At 71.0% G+C, this 26,061-nt stretch carries 23 protein-coding genes; 12 read left to right on the top strand and 11 right to left on the bottom strand.

From position 1 onward, the window contains the following. Nucleotides 1-35 precede the first annotated feature (35 nt). The 4 genes from A6A29_RS36470 to A6A29_RS36455 all read left to right on the top strand — a co-directional run bounded on the left by A6A29_RS36470 (nucleotide 36) and on the right by A6A29_RS36455 (nucleotide 4,201). Nucleotides 36-1,478 (top strand): MFS transporter, encoded by a 1,443-nt coding sequence (locus A6A29_RS36470; RefSeq protein WP_073727212.1) that lies wholly within the window; start codon nucleotides 36-38, stop codon nucleotides 1,476-1,478. A gap of 10 nt (nucleotides 1,479-1,488) precedes the next feature. After that, complete coding sequence (locus A6A29_RS36465; RefSeq protein WP_073727210.1) at nucleotides 1,489-1,998, top strand: MarR family winged helix-turn-helix transcriptional regulator; 510 nt, start codon at nucleotides 1,489-1,491, stop codon at nucleotides 1,996-1,998. A 64-nt stretch (nucleotides 1,999-2,062) separates the two neighbouring features. Next, nucleotides 2,063-2,395, top strand: coding sequence for a DUF3817 domain-containing protein (locus A6A29_RS36460; RefSeq protein ID WP_073727208.1), 333 nt, complete (start codon nucleotides 2,063-2,065; stop codon nucleotides 2,393-2,395). 105 nt (nucleotides 2,396-2,500) lie between these two features. After that, entirely contained in the window at nucleotides 2,501-4,201 is a 1,701-nt protein-coding gene (locus A6A29_RS36455) for an acyl-CoA mutase large subunit family protein (protein ID WP_073727206.1), read from the top strand. Here A6A29_RS36455 and A6A29_RS36450 read toward each other — a convergent pair. Both A6A29_RS36450 and A6A29_RS36445 read right to left on the bottom strand, forming a co-directional pair. Further along, nucleotides 4,177-5,622 (bottom strand): sensor histidine kinase, encoded by a 1,446-nt coding sequence (locus tag A6A29_RS36450; RefSeq protein WP_073727204.1) that lies wholly within the window; start codon nucleotides 5,620-5,622, stop codon nucleotides 4,177-4,179. The genes A6A29_RS36455 and A6A29_RS36450 overlap by 25 nt on opposite strands. Beyond that, on the bottom strand, nucleotides 5,619-6,296 hold the full coding sequence (locus A6A29_RS36445) for a response regulator transcription factor (protein ID WP_198953513.1): 678 nt from the start codon (nucleotides 6,294-6,296) through the stop codon (nucleotides 5,619-5,621). Before A6A29_RS36445 ends, A6A29_RS36450 begins: the two co-directional genes overlap by 4 nt. A gap of 64 nt (nucleotides 6,297-6,360) precedes the next feature. Here A6A29_RS36445 and A6A29_RS36440 point away from each other — a divergent pair, with 64 nt between their 5' ends. Both A6A29_RS36440 and A6A29_RS36435 read left to right on the top strand, forming a co-directional pair. Then, the gene (locus A6A29_RS36440) at nucleotides 6,361-7,488 is read left to right on the top strand and encodes a UDP-N-acetylglucosamine--N-acetylmuramyl-(pentapeptide) pyrophosphoryl-undecaprenol N-acetylglucosamine transferase (protein ID WP_073727201.1); all 1,128 of its coding nucleotides are present in this window, start codon (nucleotides 6,361-6,363) and stop codon (nucleotides 7,486-7,488) included. Nucleotides 7,489-7,507: 19 nt separating this feature from the next. Continuing rightward, nucleotides 7,508-8,506, top strand: coding sequence for a GDP-mannose 4,6-dehydratase (locus A6A29_RS36435; protein WP_073727199.1), 999 nt, complete (start codon nucleotides 7,508-7,510; stop codon nucleotides 8,504-8,506). Here A6A29_RS36435 and A6A29_RS36430 read toward each other — a convergent pair. Continuing rightward, the gene (locus A6A29_RS36430; protein WP_073727197.1) at nucleotides 8,494-9,123 is read right to left on the bottom strand and encodes a TetR/AcrR family transcriptional regulator; all 630 of its coding nucleotides are present in this window, start codon (nucleotides 9,121-9,123) and stop codon (nucleotides 8,494-8,496) included. The genes A6A29_RS36435 and A6A29_RS36430 overlap by 13 nt on opposite strands. Nucleotides 9,124-9,460: 337 nt before the next feature. On the opposite strand from A6A29_RS36430, the gene A6A29_RS36425 reads away from it, so the two are divergent. The 4 genes from A6A29_RS36425 (at nucleotide 9,461) to A6A29_RS36405 (ending at nucleotide 13,635) form a co-directional block, all read left to right on the top strand. Beyond that, nucleotides 9,461-10,432, top strand: a complete 972-nt coding sequence (locus tag A6A29_RS36425; RefSeq protein WP_073727195.1) for a tetratricopeptide repeat protein — start codon at nucleotides 9,461-9,463, stop codon at nucleotides 10,430-10,432. A 597-nt stretch (nucleotides 10,433-11,029) separates the two neighbouring features. Next, complete coding sequence (locus A6A29_RS36415) at nucleotides 11,030-11,683, top strand: DUF6230 family protein (RefSeq protein WP_073727193.1); 654 nt, start codon at nucleotides 11,030-11,032, stop codon at nucleotides 11,681-11,683. A gap of 94 nt (nucleotides 11,684-11,777) precedes the next feature. Next, complete coding sequence (locus A6A29_RS36410; protein ID WP_073727191.1) at nucleotides 11,778-12,350, top strand: DUF6114 domain-containing protein; 573 nt, start codon at nucleotides 11,778-11,780, stop codon at nucleotides 12,348-12,350. Beyond that, the gene (locus A6A29_RS36405) at nucleotides 12,340-13,635 is read left to right on the top strand and encodes a hypothetical protein (protein WP_073727189.1); all 1,296 of its coding nucleotides are present in this window, start codon (nucleotides 12,340-12,342) and stop codon (nucleotides 13,633-13,635) included. The genes A6A29_RS36410 and A6A29_RS36405 overlap by 11 nt, the downstream gene beginning before the upstream one ends. 93 nt (nucleotides 13,636-13,728) lie before the next feature. Here A6A29_RS36405 and A6A29_RS36400 read toward each other — a convergent pair whose 3' ends face one another. The 4 genes from A6A29_RS36400 to pta form a co-directional block, all read right to left on the bottom strand. Next, nucleotides 13,729-14,190: a DUF4279 domain-containing protein gene (locus A6A29_RS36400; RefSeq protein ID WP_241838775.1), complete on the bottom strand. Its 462-nt coding sequence runs from the start codon at nucleotides 14,188-14,190 to the stop codon at nucleotides 13,729-13,731. Nucleotides 14,191-14,324: 134 nt separating this feature from the next. Further along, nucleotides 14,325-15,755, bottom strand: coding sequence for a pyruvate kinase (pyk, locus tag A6A29_RS36395; RefSeq protein ID WP_073727187.1), 1,431 nt, complete (start codon nucleotides 15,753-15,755; stop codon nucleotides 14,325-14,327). 74 nt (nucleotides 15,756-15,829) lie between these two features. Further along, nucleotides 15,830-17,101 carry an acetate kinase gene (locus tag A6A29_RS36390; RefSeq protein WP_073727185.1) on the bottom strand — a complete coding sequence of 424 codons (1,272 nt, stop codon included), beginning with the start codon at nucleotides 17,099-17,101 and terminating at the stop codon, nucleotides 15,830-15,832. A 5-nt stretch (nucleotides 17,102-17,106) separates the two neighbouring features. Next, the gene (gene pta / locus A6A29_RS36385) at nucleotides 17,107-19,179 is read right to left on the bottom strand and encodes a phosphate acetyltransferase (protein WP_073727183.1); all 2,073 of its coding nucleotides are present in this window, start codon (nucleotides 19,177-19,179) and stop codon (nucleotides 17,107-17,109) included. A 387-nt stretch (nucleotides 19,180-19,566) separates the two neighbouring features. Here pta and A6A29_RS36380 point away from each other — a divergent pair, with 387 nt between their 5' ends. Then, the gene (locus A6A29_RS36380) at nucleotides 19,567-20,592 is read left to right on the top strand and encodes an ATP-dependent 6-phosphofructokinase (RefSeq protein ID WP_073727181.1); all 1,026 of its coding nucleotides are present in this window, start codon (nucleotides 19,567-19,569) and stop codon (nucleotides 20,590-20,592) included. Between the two features lie 253 nt (nucleotides 20,593-20,845). Continuing rightward, nucleotides 20,846-21,922: an XRE family transcriptional regulator gene (locus A6A29_RS36375; protein WP_073727179.1), complete on the top strand. Its 1,077-nt coding sequence runs from the start codon at nucleotides 20,846-20,848 to the stop codon at nucleotides 21,920-21,922. A gap of 74 nt (nucleotides 21,923-21,996) precedes the next feature. On the opposite strand, the gene A6A29_RS36370 is transcribed toward A6A29_RS36375, so the two are convergent. The 4 genes from A6A29_RS36370 to A6A29_RS36355 form a co-directional block, all read right to left on the bottom strand. Continuing rightward, on the bottom strand, nucleotides 21,997-22,620 hold the full coding sequence (locus A6A29_RS36370; RefSeq protein ID WP_073727177.1) for a helix-turn-helix domain-containing protein: 624 nt from the start codon (nucleotides 22,618-22,620) through the stop codon (nucleotides 21,997-21,999). Between the two features lie 202 nt (nucleotides 22,621-22,822). Continuing rightward, nucleotides 22,823-23,650, bottom strand: a complete 828-nt coding sequence (locus A6A29_RS36365) for a carbohydrate ABC transporter permease (protein WP_073727175.1) — start codon at nucleotides 23,648-23,650, stop codon at nucleotides 22,823-22,825. After that, nucleotides 23,650-24,495 carry a carbohydrate ABC transporter permease gene (locus A6A29_RS36360; RefSeq protein ID WP_073727407.1) on the bottom strand — a complete coding sequence of 282 codons (846 nt, stop codon included), beginning with the start codon at nucleotides 24,493-24,495 and terminating at the stop codon, nucleotides 23,650-23,652. Before A6A29_RS36360 ends, A6A29_RS36365 begins: the two co-directional genes overlap by 1 nt. A 122-nt stretch (nucleotides 24,496-24,617) precedes the next feature. Further along, entirely contained in the window at nucleotides 24,618-25,979 is a 1,362-nt protein-coding gene (locus A6A29_RS36355; RefSeq protein WP_107468391.1) for an ABC transporter substrate-binding protein, read from the bottom strand. Nucleotides 25,980-26,061: the final 82 nt, after the last annotated feature.

Genomic DNA, 26,061 nt, shown 5'->3' with positions numbered 1-26,061 from the left:
AACGATGCCGGCCGCGGCCGGGACAGGCTCGCCCCATGCCGAGCGATACCGACACCCCGGCGGGCACACCCCGCGACCGGCCCGCCCCCGAGGTACCGCCTCCGGCTACGCCCCCGGAGCGCGCCGCCCACCCCGACCCGGGCCCCGCGGCGCCGCTCCGGGAGCCCACCGACGCCACACCCGTCGCCCCCGCACCCGCCGGCCCCGTACCCACCGCCCCCGCACCCGGGCGCGGCTACCGGGCCGTGTTCGGTGTCCGGGAGTTCCGGGCCGTCTTCGCCGCGCACCTCCTCTCGCTCCTCGGGGTCGTCATCAGTGAGCTGGCCCTCACCGTCCTCGTGTACGACCTCACCGGCTCGCCCCTGCTCAGCGCCCTCACCTTCGCGCTCGGCTTCCTCCCGTACCTCGTCGGCGGCACGCTCTTCGCCGGGGTCGCCGACCGCTACCCGGCCCGCCGGGTCCTCGTCACCTGTGACCTGATCTGCGCGGGCTGCGTCGCCGTGATGGTGCTGCCCGGCACCCCCGTGGCCGGCCTCCTGGTCCTGCGCTGCCTGGTCGCCGCGGTGTCGCCCGTGTTCACCGGGACCCGGATGGCCGCCCTCACCGACATCCTCGGCGACGGGGACCTCTTCGTACTGGGCCGCTCGCTGCTGCGGATCGTCTCGCAGAGCGCGGTCCTCATCGGCTTCGGCGTCGGCGGACTGCTGCTCGCCGTGGTGTCCCCGCGCGGGGCGATCACGATCACGGTCGGTACGTTCCTCTGCTCGGCCGCCCTGCTCCGCCTGGGCACCCGTGACCGGCCCGCCCGGACCGGGGGAGACGGAGGCGGCGCGCTGCTGAAGCAGTCGCTGGCCGGAGCCCGCACCGTGCTCGCCGACCGCAGGATCCGCGCGCTGATGCTGCTCTTCTGGGTGCCCGCCGTGTTCGTCGTCGCCCCGGAGGCGCTCGCCGCCCCGTACGCGGACGCCATCGGCGCGGGACCCGCCGCGCTCGGGCTGATGATGTGCGCGATGGCGGTCGGCCATATCGGGGCCGAGCTGTACGCGGGCTCCGCCCTCAGCCCCCGTACCCGGTCCCGGATCGTGCTGCCGGTCGCCGCGGCCGGACTGCTGCCCCTCGTGGTGTACGCGGTCCGCCCCGGCCTGGTCCTGACCGTGGTGGCCCTCGTGCTGGCCGGGGCGGGGGCGGCGTACATCATCGGGCTCGACCAGTGGTTCGTCGACGCCGTCCCGCCGGAGCTGCGCGGCCGGGCCATGACCCTGCTCACCGCCGGGCTGATGACGGGCCAGGGCGTGGGCATGGCGCTGGCCGGGCTGGCGGCCGAGTTCTTTCCTGTGCACCAGGTGGTGGCCGCGTCCGGGGCCCTCGGGACCGCATGCACGGTGCTGCTGATCGTCGAGGTGCGCAGGACCGCTCCCGTACCGAAGCCCGGTACCGAAGGGCGAGACGGGGCTGACCGGCATATGACCAGTCGGTAAGGTCGGTGCCGTGCCGAAGCCGCTCAGCCTTCCCTTCGATCCCATCGCCCGTGCCGAAGAACTCTGGCATCAGCGCTGGGGGCCCGTGCCCTCGATGGGGGCGATCACCTCGATCATGCGGGCCCAGCAGATCCTGCTCGCCGAGGTCGACGCGGTCGTCAAGCCGTACGGACTGACCTTCGCCCGGTACGAGGCGCTGGTGCTGCTCACCTTCTCCAAGGCGGGTGAGCTGCCGATGTCCAAGATCGGCGAGCGGCTCATGGTGCACCCCACCTCCGTGACGAACACCGTCGACCGGCTGGTGAAGTCCGGTCTGGTCGACAAGCGCCCCAACCCGAACGACGGGCGGGGCACCCTGGCCTCCATCACCGCCAGGGGCCGCGAGGTCGTCGAGGCGGCCACCCGGGACCTGGTGGCGATGGACTTCGGCCTGAGTGCCTACGACTCCGAGGAGTGTGCCGAGATCTTCGCGATGCTGCGCCCGTTGCGGGTCGCCGCACACGATTTCGAGGACCAGTAGTCCACGCGCGGTGAGGGGCAGGGCGCTGCAAGATCGCCCCGGCGGCCCGGTTAGGCTCGATGCCATGAAACGCAGCGTGCTGACCCGTTATCGGGTGATGGCATACGTCACCGCCGTCATGTTGTTGATCCTCTGCCTGTGCATGGTCTTCAAGTACGGATTCGACACCGGTGAGGGCGTCACCCTCGTGGTCTCGCAGATCCATGGCGTGCTCTACATCATCTATCTGATCTTCGCCTTCGACCTCGGCTCCAAGGCGAAGTGGCCCGTCGGCAAGCTGCTGTGGGTACTGATCTCGGGCACCATCCCGACGGCCGCGTTCTTCGTGGAGCGCAAGGTCGTCGCCGAGGTGGAGCCGTTGATCGCGGACAGTTCCCCGGTGACCGCGAAGGCCTGACCGGCGCCGCGCCGCACCATCGCGCACCACTCGGAACCGCCTCGTGCAAAGCACCGGGCGGTTTGCCATCGACATTTACTAGGACGTCCTAGTAAATTCGAGTGTATGGACGCTGACGCGATCGAGGAAGGCCGCCTCCGCTGGCAGGCCCGTTACGACAAGGCCCGCAAGCGCGACGCGGACTTCACCACGCTCTCCGGGGACCCGGTGGAGCCCGCGTACGGGCCACGCCCCGGCGATACGTACGAGGGGTTCGAGCGGATCGGCTGGCCCGGCGAGTACCCCTTCACCCGAGGGCTCTACCCCACCGGCTACCGGGGCCGCACCTGGACCATCCGCCAGTTCGCCGGCTTCGGCAACGCCGAGCAGACCAACGAGCGCTACAAGAAGATCCTGGCCAACGGCGGCGGCGGACTCAGCGTCGCCTTCGACATGCCGACCCTGATGGGCCGCGACTCCGACGACCCGCGGGCGCTCGGCGAGGTCGGGCACTGCGGTGTCGCCATCGACTCCGCCGCCGACATGGAGGTCCTGTTCAAGGACATCCCGCTCGGTGACGTCACGACCTCGATGACGATCAGCGGCCCCGCCGTCCCCGTCTTCTGCATGTACCTGGTCGCCGCCGAGCGTCAGGGCGTCGACCCGGGCGTGCTCAACGGCACGCTCCAGACCGACATCTTCAAGGAGTACATCGCCCAGAAGGAGTGGCTCTTCCAGCCCGAGCCCCATCTGCGCCTCATCGGCGACCTGATGGAGCACTGCGCCCGCGACATCCCCGCGTACAAGCCGCTCTCCGTCTCCGGGTACCACATCCGCGAGGCCGGGGCGACGGCCGCGCAGGAGCTGGCGTACACCCTGGCCGACGGCTTCGGTTACGTGGAGCTCGGCCTTTCCCGCGGGCTCGACGTCGACACCTTCGCCCCCGGACTCTCCTTCTTCTTCGACGCGCACCTCGACTTCTTCGAGGAGATCGCCAAGTTCCGCGCCGCCCGCCGGATCTGGGCCCGCTGGATGAAGGAGACGTACGGCGCGAAGACCGACAAGGCGCAGTGGCTGCGCTTCCACACCCAGACGGCCGGGGTCTCCCTCACCGCCCAGCAGCCGTACAACAACGTCGTACGCACCGCCGTCGAGGCGCTCTCCGCCGTCCTGGGCGGCACCAACTCGCTGCACACCAACGCCCTCGACGAGACCCTCGCCCTGCCCTCCGAGCAGGCCGCCGAGATCGCCCTGCGCACCCAGCAGGTGCTGATGGAGGAGACCGGCGTCGCCAATGTCGCCGACCCGCTGGGCGGCTCCTGGTACGTCGAGCAGCTCACCGACCGGATCGAGGCCGAGGCCGAGAAGATCTTCGACCAGATCAAGGAGCGCGGCACCCGCGCCCGGCCGGACGGGAAGCACCCGATCGGCCCGATCACCTCCGGAATCCTGCGCGGCATAGAGGACGGCTGGTTCACCGGGGAGATCGCCGAGTCCGCCTTCCAGTACCAGCGGTCGCTGGAGAAGGGCGACAAGCGGGTCGTGGGTGTCAACGTCCACCACGGCTCCGTCACCGGCGATCTGGAGATCCTGCGGGTCAGCCACGAGGTCGAGCGCGACCAGGTGCGCGAGCTCGGCGCCCGCAAGGACGGCCGCGACGACGCCAGGGTGAGCGCCGCGCTGGACGCGATGCTGGCCGCCGCCCGGGACGGCTCGAACATGATCGTGCCGATGCTGGACGCGGCACGGGCCGAGGCCACGCTCGGCGAGATCTGCGGCGTCCTGCGCGAGGAGTGGGGCACCTACACGGAGCCGCCGGGCTTCTGAGACCGCGGCGCCCCGGGAAACGTCAGCCGGAAGAGCGCCCCGCCCCCCGGTGCGGCCTCCGCCACGAGGTCCGCACCGTGGGCGCGGGCGATCTGCCGGGCCATGGCCAGACCCAGGCCCGAACCGGGCAGGGCGCGGGCGGACTCGGCGCGGTAGAAGCGGTCGAAGACATGCGGGAGGTCCGCCGGGGCGATCCCGGGGCCGTGATCGCGCACCGTGAGTTCCAGGGCGCCCCGTTGCCCGTCCCCGAACGCGGTCAGGGCGACCTCCACGGGTGCGCCCGGCGGGCTGAACTTCGCGGCGTTGTCCAGCAGGTTGGTGAGCAGCCGGACGAGCCGGGCCGGTACGCCGGGCCGCGTCGCCCCCGCCGCCCGCTCCTCGACATCCAGCAGGAACGGGGTGTCCGGCCAGTGCGCCCCGGCCGTGGCCACCGCGTGCCCGGTCAGCTCCGCGAGGCGCACCTGCTCCAGCAGGGGCAGCGGCTCCTCGTCCCTGGCCAGCTCGATCAGGTCGTTCACCATGCCGGTGACCTCGCGGATCTGCCGGCCCAGCGCCCCCGACGCCCGGTCGCGCTGGGCGTCGGTGAGCCGGTCGGCGCGGGCCAGCAGCTCCGCGTTCGTCCGCAGCGCCGTGAGCGGTGTGCGCAGCTCGTGCGAGGCGTCCGCGACCAGCCGGCGCTGGGCGGTGACCGACTGCTCCAGCTCGCCGAGCATGGTGTTGAAGCTCGCGGCGAGCCGGGTCACCTCGTCCTGCCGCCCCGGCGGCCCCGGCGGCAGCTCGATGCGGTGGCGCGGGTCCCGGGTGGCGGCGATGCGCTCCGCGGTCGCGGTCAGCCGGGCGACCGGTGCCAGACCCGTGCGCGAGACCCCGTAGCCCAGGCCCGCCGCCAGCAGGACGCCCGCCCCGCCGACCACCGCCAGGAGCCGCGCCGCCTGCCGGACCCCCCGGTCCACCGGGTCCGAACGGAGCGCCAGCTGCACCGCCGTGTCCTCGCCGAACCGGGTCGTCAGCATCCGCATCGGCCTGCCGTAGAGCGTGACGGAGCTGAAGTACGCGGCCCGTTCACCCGCGGCCACCGCTCTGACCGGGGCGGAGACCGGCAGCAGATACGGCTCGGCGGGGTCCGCGGCCGGGTCGGCCGGAACGGTCTGCGCACAGGCGGGCGACGCCAGATAGCGGCACTCGCCCGCCAGCACCCCCGGCCCGCCGTCGCGGTGCTCCTGGATCAGCCGGGTCGCCGACTGGGTCAGACTCAGGTCCAGCTGGTGCACCATCTCGTACCGGATCACGAAGAACGCCGCCGCGCACATCCCGACCGCGACCAGCGCGACCGCCGCCGACGCCGCCACGGCCAGCCGCGTGCGCAACGGCCGTCGCCGCCGCCAGCGTGCCCCCAGCCCGCGTCTGCGCCCGCCGCTCATGCCACGTCCAGCCGGTAGCCGACCCCGTGCACCGTGTGGACGAGCCTCGGTTCGCCGCCCGCCTCCAGCTTGCGGCGCAGATACCCCACGTACACCGCGAGCGAGTTGGAGTCCGGGCCGAAGTCCTGACCCCAGACCCGTTCGAGGATCACCTCGCGCGGGAGCACCTGCCCCGGATGGCGCACCAGCAGCTCCAGCAGGGCGGACTCCGTGCGGCTGAACTCCAGCGGACGGCCCGCCCGCCGGCCCGTGCGGGTCACCGGGTCCAGCGTCAGGTCCGCGAAGGACAGGTCGTGCTCCAGTGGTGCCGGGGCGGCCCGCCGCAGCAGTGCCCTGACCCGGGCCACCAGTTCGTCCAGCGCGAACGGCTTCACCAGATAGTCGTCGGCGCCCGCGTCCAGACCGTCGACGCGTTCGCTGACCGAGCCCAGCGCGGTGAGGACCAGGACGGGGGTCCGGTCGTCCAGCGCACGCAGCCTGCGGCAGACCCCGAGACCGTCCAGGACCGGCATCATCACATCCAGGACGAGTGCGTCGGGCTGCCACGAAGCGACGGCGGAGAGCGCGGCGAGGCCGTCGCCGACGCCCCGTACCTCGTACCCCTCGATGGTCAGTCCGTCCTCGACGGCGGCCCGCACTTCCGGCTCGTCGTCGGCCACCAGGATCTTGGTCATACCCCGAAGCCTGCCAAAGGGGACTCTTAGAACCTTCTTATGCCGCTTCGTGAGTGTGGCGGCCATGAGCACACCACTCTCCGTCGTGATCGGTGCGGGCGGCACCGGCGGCCACATCTATCCGGGGCTCGCCCTCGCCGAGGCCCTGCGCCGGGCCGATCCGGACGCGGTCATCTCCTTCGTCGGCACCGAACGCGGGCTGGAGACCACGCTGATCCCGGCCGCCGGATACCGGCTGCACACCGTCGACATGATCCCCTTCGACCCGGCTCTGGGGGCCAGGCGCTTCCTGCTCCCCGCCGCGCTCGTCAGGTCCGGCGCCCAGTGCCGGTCCATCCTGCGCACACAGGGCGCCCGGGTCGCGGTGGGCATGGGCGGCTACCCGAGCGCACCGGTCATCCTCGGGGCCCGGATGGCCGGGCTGCCGAGCGTGATCCATGAGTCCAACGCGGTACCGGGCCGGGCCAATCAGTTCGCCGCCCGGCTCACCCCGCACGTCACGGTCGCCTTCGACGGCAGCCGCGCGCACCTGACGGGCGGCCAGGACGCCGAAACCGTCGGTATGCCGGTCGCCGCGACGCTGGCCGCCCTGGACCGCGGTGCCCTGCGCGCCGAGGCGCGCGCCGCCTTCGCGATACCCGACGGCGCCCGGGTCGTGCTCTTCAACGGGGGCAGTCTGGGCGCGGCCCGCCTCACCGCGGCCGCGACCGGCCTGGCCGCCGCCTGGCGGGACCGTACCGATGTGCACCTGCTGATCAAGACGGGCCCGGCGGCGCTGGCCGGGACCCGGCAGCTGCTCGCCGACGCGGGCGCGGACCGGGTCGCGCAGGCCGTGCCGTATCTCGACCGGATGGACCTGGCCTACGCGGTGGCCGATCTGGTGGTGTGCCGGGCCGGTTCGGCGACCGTCGCGGAACTCGCCACCACCGGGGTACCGGCCGTCCTCGTGCCGTACCCGCACGCCCCCGGCGACCACCAGACCCACAACGCCCGGGTGCTGTCCGACGCGGGCGCCGCCCATCTGCTGCCCGACGGCGAGACCACCGCCGAGCGGCTGGCCACGCTCGTCGGCCCGCTCCTCGCGGACCCGGCCCGGCTCGCCGTGATGGGCCGCGCCGCCGGTCCCGGCAACCACGGCCGGGCGGCGGACCTGCTCGCCGCCAAGGTCATCCGCCTCGCCACCACCCCGTAACCGAAAGGAAGTTCACCTCATGAGCATCGACTGGAACGGCCGCACCGTCCTTGTCACCGGCGCCGAGGGATTTATCGGCTCGACCCTCGTGGACCTGCTCGTCGAGCGCGGCGCCCGGGTGCGCGCGATGGTCCACTACAAGCCGTACGCCGAGAAGGGCCACCTCGCCCGCTACCTCGACGACCCGCACAGCCCCGTCGAGATGATCGCCGGGGACGTCGGCGACGCGGGCCGGGTGATGGACGCGGTCGCGGGCTGCGACACCGTCTTCCACCTCGCCGCGCTCATCGGCATCCCCTACAGCTACGACGCGCCGGGCGCGTACGTCCGCACGAACGTCGTCGGCACGGAGAACGTCGCGGAGGCCTGCCGCCGCCACTCCGTCCGCAGGCTGCTGCACACCTCCACCAGCGAGGTGTACGGGAGTGCGCTCACCGCTCCGATCAGCGAGAGCCACCCGCTCCAGCCGCAGTCCCCGTACTCCGCGTCGAAGATCGGCGCCGACATGATGGCGCTGTCGCACTGGCACGCCTTCGAACTGCCGGTGACGGTGGTGCGGCCGTTCAACACCTACGGCCCGCGGCAGTCCGCCCGCGCCGTGATCCCCACGATCCTGGCCCAACTGCACGCGGGGGCACGGGAGATCCGGCTCGGCTCGCTCGCCCCCACCCGTGACTTCACCTACGTCACGGACACCGCGGCCGGATTCCTGGCGCTGGCGGACTGCGACCGGGCGCTCGGCGAGAGCGTCAACCTCGGTACCGGGCAGGAGATCTCCATCGGGGATCTGGCGGCGGCACTGATCGCCGCGTCCGGCCGGGACGCGGGGGTGGTCGTGGACCCGGCGCGGCTGCGGCCCTCGGGCAGTGAGGTGCTCCGGCTGCTGTCCGACAACACGCGGGCCCGTGAATGGGCGGGCTGGCGGCCGGAGGTGTCCCTGACGGACGGGCTGGAGCGGACCTCCGCGTGGGTCGCGGAGAACCTCCGGCTGTTCGCCCCGGGCCGCTACCAGGTCTGAGCGCCGGCCAGCCCCAGCAGCAGGAGCGAGGTGAAGCTGCACGCCCATTCGGCGTCCACCGGTTCGGCGCTCACCAGGGTCCGGTGCACGACGGCACCGGCGATCACATCGAAGATCAGGTCCGCGTTGCGGGCGGCCGAGGCGGCGTCGTCCTCGTACGACAACTCGCCGCGGGCCTGGGCCCGTTCCCGCCCGAGGATCACGAGCCGCTTCTGCCGGTCCACGATCGCCGATCTGATGCGCTCGCGCAGCAGGTCGTCCCGGGTGGACTCGGCGACCACCGCCATCAGCGCGGTCCTGGTCTCCGGCCGCTCCAGCAGCGCCGCGAACTGGAGCACCACGCCCTGCACATCGGCCGAGAGGCTGCCCCGGTCGGGGAGTTCCAGCTCGTCGAAGAGGACCGCCACCGCGTCCACGACCAGTTCGTTCTTGCCCGCCCAGCGTCGGTAGAGGGTCGTCTTCGCGACGCCCGCACGGGTCGCCACATCACCCATCGTCAGCTTCGACCAGCCGAGGTCGACCAGGGACGCGCGGGTCGCTTCGAGGATCGCGGCATCTGCCGCGGTACTGCGCGGACGTCCTGTTCGGGAGGGTTTGGGGTCGCTGTGGCTCAGCATGCGGTGACCATACCGGTGAGTAGGGAAACCGGTCGGGCCCGGTCCCCGTGAGACAGATCACCGGGGACTCCTGTTCGAGAGGGCCACCTGACAGTTACGCTACGGGTCGTAGCGTAAGGAAGGCAGCCCTGCCTTCCCCTCGCCACGAACGAGCGACAGCCACAGGCGCCGGGTGGGGACCCGCCGCCGAACCGGGTCTTTCAGGGGCCCACCGGGGTCTTTCAGGGGCTCCAGCACCGTGTTCGCCCGTCCGCCCCGCACTCCGGCAGGGGCGGCGGACCGGACCGGTTCTCGTATCGCTTTCCGGAACGGTGTGCTCAGGGGGGAGGATGTACGTATGCAGCCTAGGAACATGTCCATGAGCGGCGTCGTCGACCTCGCCGCCGTCAAGGCGGCCGGCGAGGCCAAGGTGAAGGCGGAGCAGGCCCGCGCGGAGGCCGCCCGCAAGGGGGGCACCGGTGCCGTGGCACCCGCCGCCCTGGTGATCGACGTCGACGAAGCAGGCTTCGAGCGCGATGTCCTCCAGCGCTCCGCCGAGGTACCCGTCGTCATCGACTTCTGGGCCGAGTGGTGCGAGCCGTGCAAGCAGCTGGGGCCGCTCCTGGAGCGTCTGGCCGTCGAGTACAACGGCCGCTTCCTGCTGGCCAAGGTCGATGTCGACGCCAACCAGATGCTGATGCAGCAGTTCGGCATCCAGGGCATTCCCGCGGTCTTCGCCGTGGTCGCCGGTCAGGCCCTGCCGCTCTTCCAGGGCGCGGCCCCCGAGGCCCAGATCCGCGAGACCCTGGACCAGCTGATCCAGGTCGGCGAGGAGCGGTTCGGTCTCACCGGCATCGTCGTCGACCCGGACGCCGACGCCGAGAGCGCCGCCCCGGCCGAGGTGCCCGCCGGGCCGTACGACGCACTGCTGGAGGCGGCCGCGCAGGCGCTGGACGCCAATGACTTCGGCGGCGCGGTCCAGGCGTACAAGAACGTGCTCGTCGACGACCCGGGCAATCCGGAGGCCAAGCTCGGCCTCGCGCAGGCCGAACTGCTGGCGCGCGTCCAGGACATGGACCCGCAGCAGGTGCGCAAGGACGCCGCCGAGGACCCGGCCGATGTGGCGGCCCAGATCGCCGCGGCGGACCTGGATCTGGTCGGCGGCCATGTCGAGGACGCCTTCGGGCGGCTCGTCGAAGCGGTCCGCCGGAATTTCGGTGACGACCGGGACGCGGCGCGGGTGCGACTGCTGGAGCTCTTCGAGGTGATCGGCCCGGAGGACCCGCGCGTCAGCGCCGCCCGGACCGCGCTGGCGCGAGTCTTGTTCTGATGTGACAACACGGCCGCGATACCCCCCGGGTGTCGCGGCCGTTTTCGCGTCCGGACGATAAGAGACACCTGTGCTTTACCAAATCTTGATAAAAGCGCGAGCTGTTACTCGCAGTAAATCGCGCTCAGCGTTCTGTCCGGGTCGGTCCCTGATTCCTCCCATTCCGCTGCCCCTTTCGTGCCACCCAGTGTGGCCGGGCGATGGCCCCGCGTCGCGGCCCGGTTATCGGGCCGTTACTAGCGAGTAACGAACCCCCTTGTGCCCCGGCCGCGAATGCACCACGATCGGCCACGCTCGGTCCCATACCGCCGGCCCGGTCTCCAGCCGGTGCCGGAGGGCCTGTTGGGTCCCCACCGAGTGGGCCGGCGGCAGTGGCGCCGGTCGCGGACAGGGGGGTTCCTGCTGACCGGCAGGGCCTGTCCGACCGGTCGCGCAGAACGCGCGGCCAGTGGTTGTCGCTCGGGGGTGAACGCCGGTGAATCGGATGCGGTACGCCTCCGGTACGGGCGCTCTCCTTCCCGAGGACGTAGCACTTCTCCCATCCCGGGGCGGGCACGATGTCCGTCCGGAGATGTACGTCCGAGAAGGAGGAAATTTATGAGTTCCCAGGTTCGCGGTGGAACGAGATGGAAGCGCTTCGCTCTGGTCATGGTCCCGAGCGTCGTCGCGACCGCAGCTGTGGGTGTCGGCCTCGCGCAGGGCGCGCTCGCCGCGTCGTTCAGTGTGTCCGGCCAGAGCTTCAAGGTCAGCACGGACAAGCTCGTCGGTGAGAACTTCGTCCAGTACGGCAGCGTCGCGGTCGGCAAGGACCTTGAGGGCAAGCAGGCGGCGCACCCCGTCGCGGTGTCGGGCTTCAGCAAGGCCACGATCACCAACATGTGTCAGTCGGTGGTCACGCCGAACCTGCCCTTCGGTCTCGGCAGCGTCAGCCTGGAGCTGAACGCGGGCACGGACCCGAAGAAGCCGGTCGAGGCGACCAACCTGTACCTCGACATCTCGCAGCTCGACGCCGACGCGTACTTCGAGAAGATCGACATCGGGGTGGCGGCGGGCTCCCTCAAGGACCCGAACAACCCGGAGAGCATAGGCATCCAGCCTGGCACTCAGGCCAACCCCAACGGCTTCTCGCAGCGGGCCGAAAAGGCCACGCTGACCGGTGTGGAGCAGACGGCCTGGGCGACCACGGCCGGCACCTTCAAGCTCAGCAACCTGAGCCTGAAGCTGCACAAGGGCGTCAAGGAGTGCTTCTAGCACTCGCCCGGGTGGCCGGAACGCTCCCTGCGGGCCTCCGGCCGCCCACCTTTTCTCTTCTCACAGCAGTACCGGTTCCAGGGAGCTGTTTTCCATGAGCCCCGAGTCCACAGGGCAGAACGAGCACTACCTCACCGTCTTCCGGCGGGGATTCCGCACCTGGCGGGGTAACCGGCCGTTCTGGGCGGGCCTGTTCACCATCGTGGGCGGTGTACCCATCGCCTACTTCCCGTACGCCAATATGCACCTCGGCAATATGACGCTGGCGATGTCCACCACCGCCGGCGCCGGATCCCTGATCATCGGGATCCTGCTGATGACACTGGGTCTGACCATGTGGTTCCACCACATCGTCCGGGTGTTCGCCGGTGTCGCCGCGATCCTGCTCGCGCTGATCTCCCTCCCCGTCGCCAACATCGGCGGCTTCCTGATCGGTTTCCTCCTCGCCCTGCTGGGCGGCGCGCTGTCCATCTCCTGGGCCCCGGGCGAACCGGTGAAGGACGAGGCCGCGTTCGGCGGAGGCACCCCCGCGGGCGAGGCGTTCGCGGAGCACCAGCCGCACGGCGCGCGTTCCGAGGACGCCTTGCACGGTGCGGCCCTTCCTCAGCAACCGGTCAGGTTCGACAAGGCAGTTGAGGCCGACGGCGGGAGGCATCATGCGGGGTGACGACGCACAGCGGACGAACGCGCTCCCCGGCGAGGACCTTCGCGAACGAAGAGGACCGCGCCACGCGGCCCCCAAGAAGTCGCTGCTGACCAAGCTGCACATGCCCAACGGCAAGAAGGCGTTCGCGCTCGCCGCGATGCCCACGGCGGTCTTCGTCGGCATGGGACTGACTCCCAAGCTGGCGCTGGCCGACGACCACGCGGACATCCCGTTCGCTCCCGGCCCGTGCGTGACCCGGTCCGACGAGCCGAGCGAGTCCGAGTCGCCGAAGGCGACGCCGTCCCCGTCGGCCACGTCCAAGGACGAGGCGGGCAAGGACGAGCCGGGCAAGGGCGAGGAGTCCGGCAAGGGCGACGACGCGACCCCGAAGCCGTCGGCCAGTTCCTCGACGGGCGAGGACCCGGCGGGCGACGCCGCGAAGGAGAAGTCCGCCCCGACGCCCGGCCCGACGCCGACGCCCACCAAGTCGAAGAACCCGCTCGACCCGCTCGGTGTCGGCGACGCCCTCAAGGACCTCTTCGACGGACCGGACAAGGAGACGGCGAGCCCGTCCCCGAGCGCCACCACCGGGGCCCCGAAGCCGTCGGACTCCGCCACCACCGCCCCGGCCGACAAGGACAAGGCCGAGGGCAGGGCCGAGGACCGGGCGAAGGGCACGGCCGGCAAGACCGCCGACGCCATCCGCGAGGCGGCGGACCGGGCGGGCAAGAACGTCGAGGAGCTCGACGAGGACGTCAAGGGCCTCGACCCCAAGAAGGACGAGGACATCCCGGACGGCGCCAAGCCGCGCTTCCCGTGCCCGACCGCCGACCCCGACGCGCTCGCCGCGGCCGACCTGGAGCAGGGCCTGCCGCTGCTCCCGACCGACCCGTGGATCCTGGAATCGTCGATGCTCACGCTCAACGGCCTCGACTACAAGGGCATCGTCGAGGTGCGGAAGGCGGACGGCAGCATCAAGAAGGTGCTGAAGTTCACCGCGAGCTCGATCGACATCAAGGACCTCCACCAGCTGACGACCGGTCCGGTGGCCGGCACCACGGGCCATGTGAAGTCGCGGCCCGGCTCCACGTCGACCATCCGCAACGGCACGGTGACGATGTACACGGAGGAGCTGAAGGGCAACCTCTTCGGCCTCATCCCGATCACCTTCAACACGCAGACCCCGCCGCCGTTGAACGTCCCGTTCGCCTTCTTCACCAAGGTGAAGGTGACGCAGGCCGGCCAGTTCGGCGGCTCGCTCACGGTGCCCGGCCTGGAGAACTTCTTCACCGGCGGCAACGGCTAGGCCCGCGCCGCCCGACGACCCGTCATGGGAGCCGCACGGAATGACGGTGGCCCGCACCCTCTGGAGTCAGGGGGTGCGGGCCACCGTCATGTCTCACTGCGCGGCAGGCTCGTCGCACGCGTGGAAGACGTACTGGTCGATGTCCAGATCGGCGCGAGCCGTGGCGAGCCAGGCCATGAGCGGGGCACCGAGGGCGATGCCCTTCGCCGTCCCGTCGTCGGGATCGTGGATGCTCTGGACCATGACCAGCGAGACGTCCGCGTCGCCGCTGTCGGAGAGTTCCCCCAGCGCGCGGGCGAACGCGTCGCCCCAGCCGAGAACGATCCGTTCGAGGTCCTCCGGCCGGGCCCCCGGTCCGGGCGCCGGGACGTGCCGCTGCCAGCCGGTGTGTCCGTACGGCCGCGACTGCGGACGCTTGCGGCTCCCGCGTGCGTACGAGAGGTCGGCGCGGATTCCCAGCCGGGCATCGATCTCCTGGGGCCGGAGCGATGCGCTGATGACCCGGACGTACATCCGGAAGGGCTCGGACGGAGACAGCCCGTCGGTCCGGGACACGTGGTTCCCCTTGTTCGCGGATACGGCCCGGTGCGTGGAGTGCGTGGACCGGTCCTGTTCCCGGACGGCCCCTGACACGGGCCGGCCCCCGGCAGCGTGTGCAGCCGGGGGCCGGGATCGTACAGCCGGGCGGGCTAGTCGCGCTCGCCGCCGCCCAGGTGGTGGACCCGGACCATGTTGGTGGTGCCGGGGATGCCGGGGGGCGAGCCGGCCGTGATGACCATCGTGTCGCCGTCGTTGTAGCGGTTCAGCTTCAGCAGCTCCGCGTCGACCAGCTCGACCATGGCGTCGGTGTTGTCCACGTGCGGCACGACGTGCGCCTCGACACCCCAGCTCAGCGCGAGCTGGTTGCGGGTGGACTCGTCCGTGGTGAAGGCGAGGATCGGCTGCGCGACGCGGTAGCGGGAGAGGCGGCGGGCCGTGTCACCGGACTCGGTGAAGGCGACCAGCGCCTTGCCGTCCAGGAAGTCCGCGATCTCGCAGGCCGCTCGGGCCACCGAACCGCCCTGGGTACGGGGCTTCTTGCCCGGCACCAGCGGCTGGAGCCCCTTGGAGAGCAGCTCCTCCTCGGCGGCGACGACGATCTTCGACATCGTCTTGACCGTCTCGATGGGATAGGCGCCCACGGACGACTCGGCGGAGAGCATGACCGCGTCCGCGCCGTCCAGGATCGCGTTGGCGACGTCGGACGCCTCGGCGCGGGTCGGCCGCGAGTTGGTGATCATCGACTCCATCATCTGGGTCGCCACGATCACCGGCTTGGCGTTGCGGCGGCACAGCTCCACGAGGCGCTTCTGCACCATCGGGACCTTTTCGAGCGGGTACTCGACGGCCAGGTCGCCACGGGCCACCATCACACCGTCGAACGCCATGACGACGCCCTCCATGTGCTCGACGGCCTGCGGCTTCTCCACCTTGGCGATGACGGGGACCCGGCGGCCCTCCTCGTCCATCACCTTGTGGACGTCCTTGACGTCCTCGGCGTCCCGCACGAAGGACAGCGCCACCAGGTCGCAGCCCATCCGCAGCGCGAAGCGCAGGTCCTCGATGTCCTTCTCGGACAGGGCCGGGACGTTCACCGCCGCGCCGGGCAGGTTGATGCCCTTGTGGTCGGAGATGACACCGCCCTCGATGACGATGGTCCTGACCCGGGGGCCCTCGACCGAGATGACCTTGAGCTCGACGTTGCCGTCGTTGATCAGGATCGGGTCGCCCTTGGTGACGTCGCCGGGCAGACCCTTGTAGGTCGTGCCGCAGATCGACTTGTCGCCGGGGACGTCCTCGGAGGTGATGGTGAACTCGTCCCCGCGGACCAGCTCGACGGGACCCTCGGCGAACTTCGCCAGGCGGATCTTGGGACCCTGGAGGTCGGCGAGCACGCCCACCGCGCGGCCGGTCTCGGCGGCGGCCTTGCGGACCCGGTCGTAACGACCCTGGTGCTCCTCGTGGGTGCCGTGACTGAAGTTGAAGCGGGCCACGCTCATGCCGGCCTCGATCAGAGCGACGAGCTGCTCATGCGAGTCGACGGCGGGACCGAGGGTGCAGACGATTTTGGAACGGCGCATGAGGCGGATCCTATCGGTTTGTTTCACTACGGAATATTCCGTCTGGTGGAAGATACAAAGGGGCGCGGGGGTGCTCAGTTGTCGACCTCTCCGACGGTGGTCCGTCCGATGAGGGCGAAGGTCTGGTTCGCGATCTCCAGCTCCTCGTCCGTCGGCACCACGGCGACCGCCACCCGCGCGTAATCCGGCGAGATCAGCCGCGGTTCGCCGGACCGCACGGCGTTCAGACCGGCGTCCACCGCCAGACCCAGCTCCGCGAGACCGGCGACGGCAGCCTCCCGTACCGGCGCGGAGTTCTCGCCGACCCCCGCCGTGAACACCACCGCGTCCACCCGCCCGAGGACCGCCGAATAGGCGCCGATGTACTTCTTCAGGCGGTGGATGTAGATGTCGAAGGCCAGCGCGGCCCGCTCGTCGCCCTCGTCGACCCGGCGGCGGATCTCCCGCATGTCGTTGTCGCCGCACAGCCCGACCAGGCCGCTCTTCTTGTTGAGCAGCTCGTCGATGTCGTCCGCCGACATGCCCGCCACCCGCTTCAGGTGGAACGTGACGGCCGGATCGATGTCTCCGGAGCGGGTACCCATCACCAGCCCCTCCAAGGGGGTCAGCCCCATGGAGGTGTCCACGCACCGCCCGCCCGCCACCGCCGAGGCCGAGGCGCCGTTGCCCAGGTGCAGCACGATGAGGTTGAGCTCCTCCGGCGGGCGGTCCAGCAGCTCCGCCGTACGCCGGGAGACATACGCGTGCGACGTGCCGTGGAACCCGTAGCGGCGGATGCGGTGCGCGTCGGCGGTCTCGACGTCGATCGCGTACCGCGCCGCGTACTCCGGCATCGTCGTGTGGAACGCCGTGTCGAAGACCGCGACCTGGGGCAGGTCGGGGCGCAGCGCCTGCGCCGTACGGATACCGGTGATGTTCGCCGGGTTGTGCAGCGGCGCCACCGGCACCAGCCGTTCGATCTCGGTCAGCACCTCGTCGGTGATCACCGTCGGCTCGGTGAACCGCAGCCCGCCGTGCACCACCCGGTGGCCGATCGCCGCGAGTCCGGGGGAGTCCAGCCCGAGCCCGTCCGCCGTCAGCTCCTCGGCCGCCGCCTTCAGCGCCGCCCCGTGGTCGGCGATCGGGCCGACGCGCTCACGGGGCTCCGCGCCGCCGTCGGCCAGCGGGGTGTGCACGAGGCGGGAGTCGGCCTCGCCGATCCGCTCGACCAGGCCGACCGCGAGCCGGGAGTGGTCGCGCATGTCGAGGAGCTGGTACTTCACCGACGAGGAGCCGGAGTTGAGGACGAGTACGCGATGGGGTTCCACAGGGGCCGGACCTTCGTCGGTGGTGGTCGTACGGGACATGCCGTTCACTCCTCGCCCTGCGCCTGGATCGCCGTGATGGCCACGGTATTGACGATGTCCTGCACGAGCGCGCCGCGCGACAGGTCGTTGACCGGCTTGCGCAGCCCCTGGAGCACCGGGCCGACGGCGACCGCGCCCGCCGAGCGCTGCACGGCCTTGTAGGTGTTGTTGCCGGTGTTCAGGTCCGGGAAGATCAGCACGGTCGCCTGCCCCGCCACCTCGGAGCCGGGCAGCTTCGTCGCCGCGACGGACGGCTCGACGGCCGCGTCGTACTGGATCGGGCCCTCGATGCTCAGCTCCGGCCGGGACGCCCGCACCCGCTCCGTCGCCTCGCGCACCTTGTCGACGTCCGCGCCGGAGCCGGAGGTGCCCGTCGAGTACGACAGCATCGCGATCCGCGGCTCCACCCCGAACCGGGCGGCGGTCACCGCGGACTGCATGGCGATGTCCGCGAGCTGCTCCGCGTCCGGGTCCGGATTGACCGCGCAGTCGCCGTACACGAGCACCTTGTCGGCCAGGCACATGAAGAAGACCGAGGAGACGATCGAGGCGTCCGGCTTGGTCTTGATGATCTCGAAGGCCGGGCGGATCGTCGCCGCGGTCGAGTGCACCGAACCGGAGACCATCCCGTCCGCCAGGCCCTCCTGGACCATCAGGGTGCCGAAGTAGTTCACGTCGGCGACCACGTCGTACGCGAGTTCCACCGTCACTCCGCGGTGCGCGCGCAGTTCGGCGTACCGCTCCGCGAAGTTCTGGCGCAGTTCGGAGGTCTGCGGGTCGATCAGCTGCGTCCCGGCGAGATCGATGCCGAGGTCCGCGGCCTTCTTGCGGATCACGTCGACGTCGCCGAGGAGGGTCAGATCGCAGACGTCGCGGCGCAGCAGCACATCGGCGGCGCGCAGCACGCGTTCCTCGGTGCCCTCGGGCAGCACCACCCGGCGCCGGTCGGCTCGGGCCTGTTCCAGCAGTTCGTGCTCGAACATCATCGGCGTGACCCGGCCGCTGCGGGCCACCGAGATCCGCTCCAGCAGGGCGCCGGTGTCCACATGGCGCTCGAAGAGGCCGAGCGCGGTCTCCGCCTTGCGGGGCGTCGCCGCGTTCAACTTGCCTTCCAGCGTGAAGAGTTCCGCGGCGGTGGGGAAGGAGCCGCCGACCACCGAGACGACCGGGGTGCCCGGTGCGAGCCGGGAGGCCAGGGTGAGTATCTCCTCGCCGGGGCGCTCGTTCAGGGTCAGCAGCACGCCCGCTATCGGCGGGGTGCCCGCACTGTGCGCGGCCAGTGATCCGACGACCAGATCGGCCCGGTCGCCGGGGGTGACGACGAGGCAGCCCGGGGTCAGCGCGTTCAGCAGGTTCGGCAGCATCGCGCCGCCGAACACGAAGTGCAGCGCGTCCCTGGCCAGGCCCGCGTCGTCGCCGAGCAGCACCGTGCCGTCCAGCGCGGCGGTGACCTGGGCGACGGTGGGCGCCGAGAGCGCCGGGTCGTCGGGCAGCACCGAGACGGGGACGGGCAGCCGGGCGGCGAGCCGCTCGGCGATGATCTCGCGGTCCTCGGACGCCACCCGGTTCACCACCATCGACAGGACGTCGCAGCCGAGCCCGGCGTACGCGCGGTAGGCGTTACGCGTCTCGGCCCGCACGGACTCCGCGGTCTGGCCCTTGCCGCCGACCACCGCGATCACCGAGGCGCCGAACTCGTTGGCCAGCCGGGCGTTGAGCGCCAGCTCGTCGGGGAGCTGGGTGTCGGCGAAGTCGCTGCCGAGCACCAGCACCACCTCGTACTCCCGGGCCACCTGATGGAAGCGCTCGACGAGCCGGGAGACCAGTTCGTCGGTACCCTGTTCCGCCTGTATCGCCGAGGCCTCGTGATAGTCCAGGCCGTAGACGGTGGCGGGGCTCTGGGAGAGCCGGTAGCGGGCCCGCAGCAGCTCGAAGAGCCGGTCGGGGCCGTCATGGACCAGCGGCCGGAAGACACCGACCCGGTCCACCTGGCGCGTCAGAAGCTCCATGACTCCCAGGTCGACGACCTGACGGCCGTCCCCCCGGTCGATCCCTGTCACGTACACGCTGCGCGCCACGCGTGCTCTCCCGTCCTGATTGGGTGGATTTGGCTGGCATTGCTTTTTGACGATACCCGCGCGGACAGCTGAGCCGCCCGCCGGAGTGACCCATCTCCGGACCGGGCCGTGTCCGCGACGTTCCGCCTCGTCCGGGGCCGGCCGAAGGGCAGGTCCGAGGTCCTTCGCCCGCTGCCCGGGACCGGGACCCACGCCTCCCGACGGCAGGACCTCCGGCCCGCCGCGTCGCGGACCTTCGCCCCCGGTTCTCCCGTTGTTCTCCCGCCGGACCGGCCGAAAGCGCGAGGTCCGGACCAGGCGTGGGACAATCGTCACGGCTCACGGTACGGGGGATTCATCGGCTGGCCCCCGAACAGCGCGGCACTAGCGAGCAGGAGACACAGCACGATGCGCATCGGAATTCTCACCGCAGGCGGCGACTGCCCTGGCCTGAACGCAGTGATCCGGTCGGTCGTGCACCGTGCCGTCGTGGGTCACGGCGATGAAGTCATCGGATTCGAGGACGGCTTCAAGGGCCTGCTCGACGGTCACTTCCGCCCACTGGACCTCAACGCGGTCAGCGGCATCCTGGCCCGCGGCGGCACGATACTCGGCTCGGCCCGGCTGGAGCGCGACCGGCTGCGCGAAGCCGCCGAGAACTGCGACGAGCTGAGCCGCCGGTACGGCATAGACGCCCTCATCCCGATCGGCGGCGAAGGCACGCTCACCGCCGCCCGGATGCTCTCCGACGCGGGCATGCCGGTCGTCGGCGTACCGAAGACCATCGACAACGACATCTCCGCCACCGACCGCACCTTCGGTTTCGACACCGCGGTGGGCGTCGCCACCGAGGCCATAGACCGCCTCAAGACCACCGCCGAATCGCATCAGCGGGTCATGGTCGTCGAGGTGATGGGACGGCACGCGGGCTGGATCGCACTGGAGTCCGGGATGGCGGGCGGTGCGCACGGCATCTGTCTGCCCGAGCGGCCGTTCCAGGTGGACGACCTGGTCAGAATGGTCGAGGAGCGCTTCGCACGCGGCAAGAAGTTCGCCGTCATCTGCGTCGCCGAGGGCGCGCACCCGGCCGAGGGCTCGATGCCGTACGCCAAGGGCGCGATCGACCAGTACGGCCACGAGCGCTTCCAGGGCATCGGCAACCGCCTGGCCGTCGAGCTGGAGACCCGGCTCGGCAAGGAGGCCCGACCGGTCATTCTCGGCCACGTCCAGCGCGGCGGCACGCCGACCGCGTACGACCGGGTGCTCGCGACCCGGTTCGGCTGGAACGCGGTGGAGGCCGCCCACCGCGGCGATTTCGGCCGGATGACCGCCTTGCGCGGAAACGCGATCGAGATGGTGCCGCTCGCCGACGCGGTCACCCGGCTGAAGACGGTGCCCGTGGACCGGATGTACGAGGCCGAGTCGGTGTTCTGACCCGCTTACGGCCTGTTTCTCTCCCGCGCCCGGCCCCCGGGCAGCACCTGCGGCCCTGACCGTCCCCCCGTGGACGGTCAGGGCCGCATACCGTTCCCCCTCCGGTATGTGCCGCGATCCACTCTTGAGCCCGTGGCCCGGATCAACAAGGCTTGGCCCTGTCCCGGACATGTCCCAACTCTGTCCGAGTGCCGGGTCGGATCGGGTCCGGCCGCTTCGGCGCGGGCCGCCGCACGGGGAGAGGCTGCAGCGCATGATCGTCGAGGGCACGACTCCGGATCCACGGGAAGCACGGAGCCCGGCCGGGTTCGTCGCGCGGCTGCGGGCGCTGAAGGACGCGTCGGGACTGACCTTCCGGGAGCTGGCGGACCGCGCGGAAGCGGTCGGCGATGTCCTGCCCCGCTCCACGATCGCCAACATGCTGAGCCGGGCGACGGTGCCCCGCGAGGAACTCCTCGCCGCCTTCGTCCGCGCCTGCGGCTGCGGACCCGCCGAGACGGAGAGCTGGCTCGCGGCGCGCAAGGAGATGGCGGCGCACGGCCGGACGGGCGGCGCGGAGGGGCTGCCGGAAGGTGACGGAGGCGGGGGCGGCACCGGTACGGGCACGGGCGCGGGCACGGGCACGGGCGCCGGGGACGGGTTCGTTACAGGCACCGGGGTCGGGGTCGGGGTCGCGTCAGGCACCGGCTCAGGCACTGGCACCGGCACCGCGGTCGCGTTCGACACCGGCTCAGGCACCGACGGCCCCGAAGCGTCCCCCGTACCTCCCGCCCGTCGCCGTCGGACACGGACGGTCCTGGCGGCCGCCGCCGGTCTGGCGGTGCTCGCCGCGGCGAGCATCACGGTCGCCCTTCTCGTACGGGAGGAGGAGACGCCGCCCCCGTTGAACGGACCGGCGCCCGGACCGGTGAAGATCCGGGCCGTCCACTCCGGATTCTGCCTCGCCGAGGAGGACAACAGGAGCGGACGGCTCTACCAGGTGCCCTGCGCCTCCGCCGCCACCCCGGAGTTCGCCCTGAACCCGATGGGGGACGGCGTCTGGCGCCTGGAGACCGATCACCCGGACTACGGGCCCGGCTGCACCGGCATCTGGGACGGCGGGAAGGAGATCGGCGCCGCGATGCAGGACCAGGAGTGCGGCCGGCGCGGGGCGGCCGAGGCGTTCTGGGTGGAACCGGTCGGCGAGCCGGTGCGCGGCTACCGCCTGCGCCCCACGCACTCCGGACTCTGCGCCGGGTTCGACGCGATCGAGGACCGCGGCGCCGAGGCGGTGCAGCTGAGCTGCGAGGGGAGCAACGAGGGGCTGCTGTTCTCATTCGACCCGGCCTGATCCCCCGCGCCGTCCTCCCCCGCACCGGTACGGCGGGGCCGCCCCCTCCCCGTGACCGCGCCCGCAATGGCCGCCTACACGCCCGCCGTCCGCCAGAACTGGTCGATGATCCGCGACAGGAACGCCCGCCCCGCGTCCCCGGCGGCCCCGGACCGCGCCTCACCGGTGCTGCTCCAGCTCAGCGTCGACACCATCAGCGCCTGGTAGTCGGCGTGCAGCTGCTCCAGCACGTCCTGGACCAGACGCCGCTCCAGCGGGACGATCCTGGACACCGGGCGTACGTACGCCTGCCAGCGCGTCGTCACCGCACTGTTCAGCAGCTCCGCCAGTTCCTCGTTGCGGCCGGTCACGGTGAGGAACTGCGCGGGCGACAGATTCAGCGCCTCGCGCAGCGCGGCGGACTGCCGTTCGTTGCCCCGCCAGCGCCCCGACTCCTCCATCCGCAGATACGAGGACCCGGTCATCCCGAGCTGCCGGGCCAGGTCGTCCACCGTGAGGTTCCGGGTCATCCGGTGCTCCCGCAATGTGGAAGCCGCCGCCAGCAGTTCGCCCGGCGCGCACCACAGCACCCCGGCGAGTGCCGTGAGCTCCCGTTCGTCCGGCGCGGCGGCCCCGCGCTCCCAGGCCATCACCGTCTCGGCGCTGACGCGGAGACCGTACTGGGCGGCGAGACCGTAGGCGACATGACCGGGTGCCATCCCCAGAGCCTCGCGAAGTCGGCGCGCGGCGGGGGCGTGAAACGGCGGGGTGGGGTGCACGGCCCCACCGTAGAAGTCGGAAACGGGCCTGGCTACGGTACGTTCCGCCCAGAACATGCTTCGTAGGAAACTCCTAGGACGAACCGGGGCCAATCCGAGGGGGCCGACGCCCGTGCCGCCCCACCGCCCTCCGTCGCCTCCCTCACCCCTTCACCGCACCTCCGAGCGCGAATCCGCCGCCCAGCCGGCGCGAGATCAGGATGTACAGCAGCAGTACCGGAGTGGAGTACAGGATCGAGAACGCCGCCAGCTGCCCGTAGATCACCGAGCCGTAGTTGCCGAAGAACGTGAAGATCGAGACGGACGCGGGCAACTGCTCGGGGGAGAGCAGCAGCATGAACGGGACGAAGAAGTTCCCCCACAGCATGATGAAGGTGTAGATCGTCACCACTCCCACGCCCGGTCCCATGATCGGCAGCACCACCCGCAGCAGGGTCTGCGCCATGGACGCCCCGTCCGTCCAGGCCGCCTCCTCCAGGACCTTCGGTACACCGTCCATGAAGTTCTTCATCAGCCAGATGGCGAACGGCAGTTGGGACGTGGCGAGGAACAGCGCCGTGCCGTGCATCGTGTCGATCAGGTCCACCCGCACGAAGAGCCCGTACACCGGCACCATGACCGCGGTGATCGGCAGACATGTCGTGAACAGGATCGTCAGCAGGAACGGGCGGTTGAAGCGCGAGCGGTAGCGGGAGAGCGGATACGCGGCGAGTGCCGCGCACACCACCGTCAGCAGGGTCGCACCGCCGCACAGCAGCAGACTGTTGAGCATCGGGGTGAAGGTGATCTCGTCGGTGAGCACCGCGTCGAAGTTGTCCAGGGTGGGGGACGTCGGCGGACGCACCCGCAGATTCGCCTCGCTGTCCACCGAGGCGAACAGCAGCCACAGCAGCGGCAGCGCGAACGACGCGGCCACCAGCAGCAGGGCCCCGTCGGCCGCCAGCCGGGCCCGGGTGCGGCGGGTCGCCATCACACCTCCACCTTCATCAGCCGCAGGTAGACCACCGAGAACAGCGCCCCGACCAGGAGCAGCAGCAGGGCCACCGCCGTCCCGTAGCCGATCAGGCTGTTGACGAACGCCTGGTCGTACATGAACACCGGGAGGGTCTGGCTGCGGTTGCCGGGACCGCCCCGGGTCATGGCCCAGATCAGCCCGAAGACGGAGAGCGTGGAGAGGGTGTTCAGCATCAGATTGGTGCCGATGGAACGCCGGATCATCGGCAGCGTGACGTGCCACAGCCTGCGCGGCCCGCTCGCCCCGTCGACCTCGGCGGCCTCCTTGATGTCCTGCGGGATCTCCGACAGCGCCGCCGAGTAGATCAGCATCGAGAACGCCGTACCGCGCCACACGTTCGCGAACGACACCGCGAGGATCGGCAACGTGAACAGCCAGTTCTGGGACGGCAGATGGAGCCAGTCCAGGATCACGTTCAGCGTGCCCTCGCGGCGGAAGAACGCGTACAGCAGGAAAGCCGCCACGATCTCCGGCAGCACCCAGGACGTGATGACGACCGCTCCCGCCACCGTACGGACCGGGCGGGACGCGGCCCGCATCAGCCCGGCCAGCGCCAGACCCAGCGTGTTCTGGCCGACGATCGAGGACAGGAAGGTGAAGACGAGGGTCAGGACGACGGCGTTGCGGAAGTCGTCGTCGCCGAAGGCCCGGCGGAAGTTGTCGAGGCCGACGAAGGACGAGCCGGACGCCCCGGTGAGCTGGGTGTCGGTGAACGCGATCCAGACGCAGTAGCCGATGGGCCCGGCGAGGAAGAGCAGCAGCAGCGCGACGGCGGGGGTGACCGGCAGCCAACGGGCCACCCGCGCCCGTCCGCCCCCGGCCGCGACCCCGTCCCCGGCACCCTTCGAAGCCCCGCCCCCGGCCTTGTCCGTGTCCCCGCCCCCGTCCCCGGCACCCTTCGAAGCCCCGGCCCCCGCCCCGCTCACCCGACGACGACCGCGTCGCCGACGATCGTCCTCAGCTGCTCGTCGTACTCCTTCGCCGCCGATTCGGGTGAGCCGTCGCCCGTCGTCACCTTCTCCATCGCCTCACCGATCGCCGTCGACACCTGCGGATAGACGGGCAGCGCCGGACGGTAGTGCGTGTGGTCCACGAGTGCCGTGAAGAACTCGATGCCCGGCATGGACCTCAGATACGCCGGGTCCCGCGCCACGTCCTCCCGCACGGCGATCTGCGCACCCACCACATCCCAGGTGGCCGCGTTGCGGGCGGTCTGGAGCGTCCTGATGAACTCCCAGGCCAGATCGGGGTTCTTCGCCTTCTGCGGGATGGCCCAGGCCCAGCCGCCGGACATCGACACCTTCCCGGGCGCCTGGCCGTTCCGCGTCGGCATCGGGGCCTGCCCGAGCGTCGTCTCCCACTCCGGCCAGGCCCTCGGCCCGCCGTTGATCCAGTTCTGGCCCATCCAGGAGCCGTCCAGCGAGATCGCGAGCTTCCCCTCGGGGAACAGCTCGGTGGCCACCTTGGTGCCGATGTTCGGGTCCAGCGCGTCCGAGGGGTCCGGGCCGAGCTTCTCCCCGTACACGGTCTCCACGAAGCCGAGCGCGTCCTTGAATCCCCGGCTGCCCGCCACCCACTTCTTCGCCGTCGCGTCGTAGAGCGGGTCCGCGCCCGTCCCGTACAGCAGCATCTCGAAGCCCTGCATCACCGCTGCCTCACCGGGACCCTTGCCGGTGTACACGTTCAACGGGATGACGCCGGGGACCTTCTTCTTCACGGTGCGCGCCGCGTCCAGGAGCTCGTCCCAGTTCTTCGGCCGCCAGTCGGCCGGCAGACCCGCCTTCGCGAAGATCTCCTTGTTGAACCAGAGGCCACGGGTGTCGGTGCCGTCGGGGACGCCGTACGTTCTGCCGTCCTCCGCCTTCGCCGCGGTCTTCGCCGTGTCCACGAACCGGTCCCAGGTGTCCCACTTCGCCAGATACGGATCCAGCGGACGCAGATACCCGGCCTTGATGTCGGAGTTGATCCGGAACGTGTCCTCGTACACCAGGTCCGGGGCCGTCTTCGGCGAGCGCATCATCTGCTGCGCCTTGGTGGCGTAGTCGTTGTCCGGCGCCTGGATCGGCACCAGCTTGACCTTCTTGCCGGGGTGCTCCTTCTCGAACTGCTCCTTGACGGACTGGAAATGCTTGTCCTTGAAGCGGATCTTGTTGTCCGTGGAGCGGTTGTACGCGACCTTCACGGTGTCCGGGTCACTGTCGGAACCGGAGGAGCAGGCGGTGAGGGAACCGGCGGCGAGCACGGTGGCTGCGGCGGCGAGGATCAGTGGGGCGGTGGGGCGCACGGGCACGACCTCCTCATGGCCACGAGGGCTGACCGTGACCGTAGGTCCGGCCCGACGAGGAGGTCAATGCCCTTGCGGCAAG

The sequence above is a fragment of the Streptomyces sp. TSRI0281 genome, from assembly GCF_001905125.1.
Classification (GTDB): domain Bacteria; phylum Actinomycetota; class Actinomycetes; order Streptomycetales; family Streptomycetaceae; genus Streptomyces.
The sequence above is the reverse complement of the archived record's forward strand: the minus strand, read 5'-3'. Positions and strand labels throughout refer to the sequence as shown.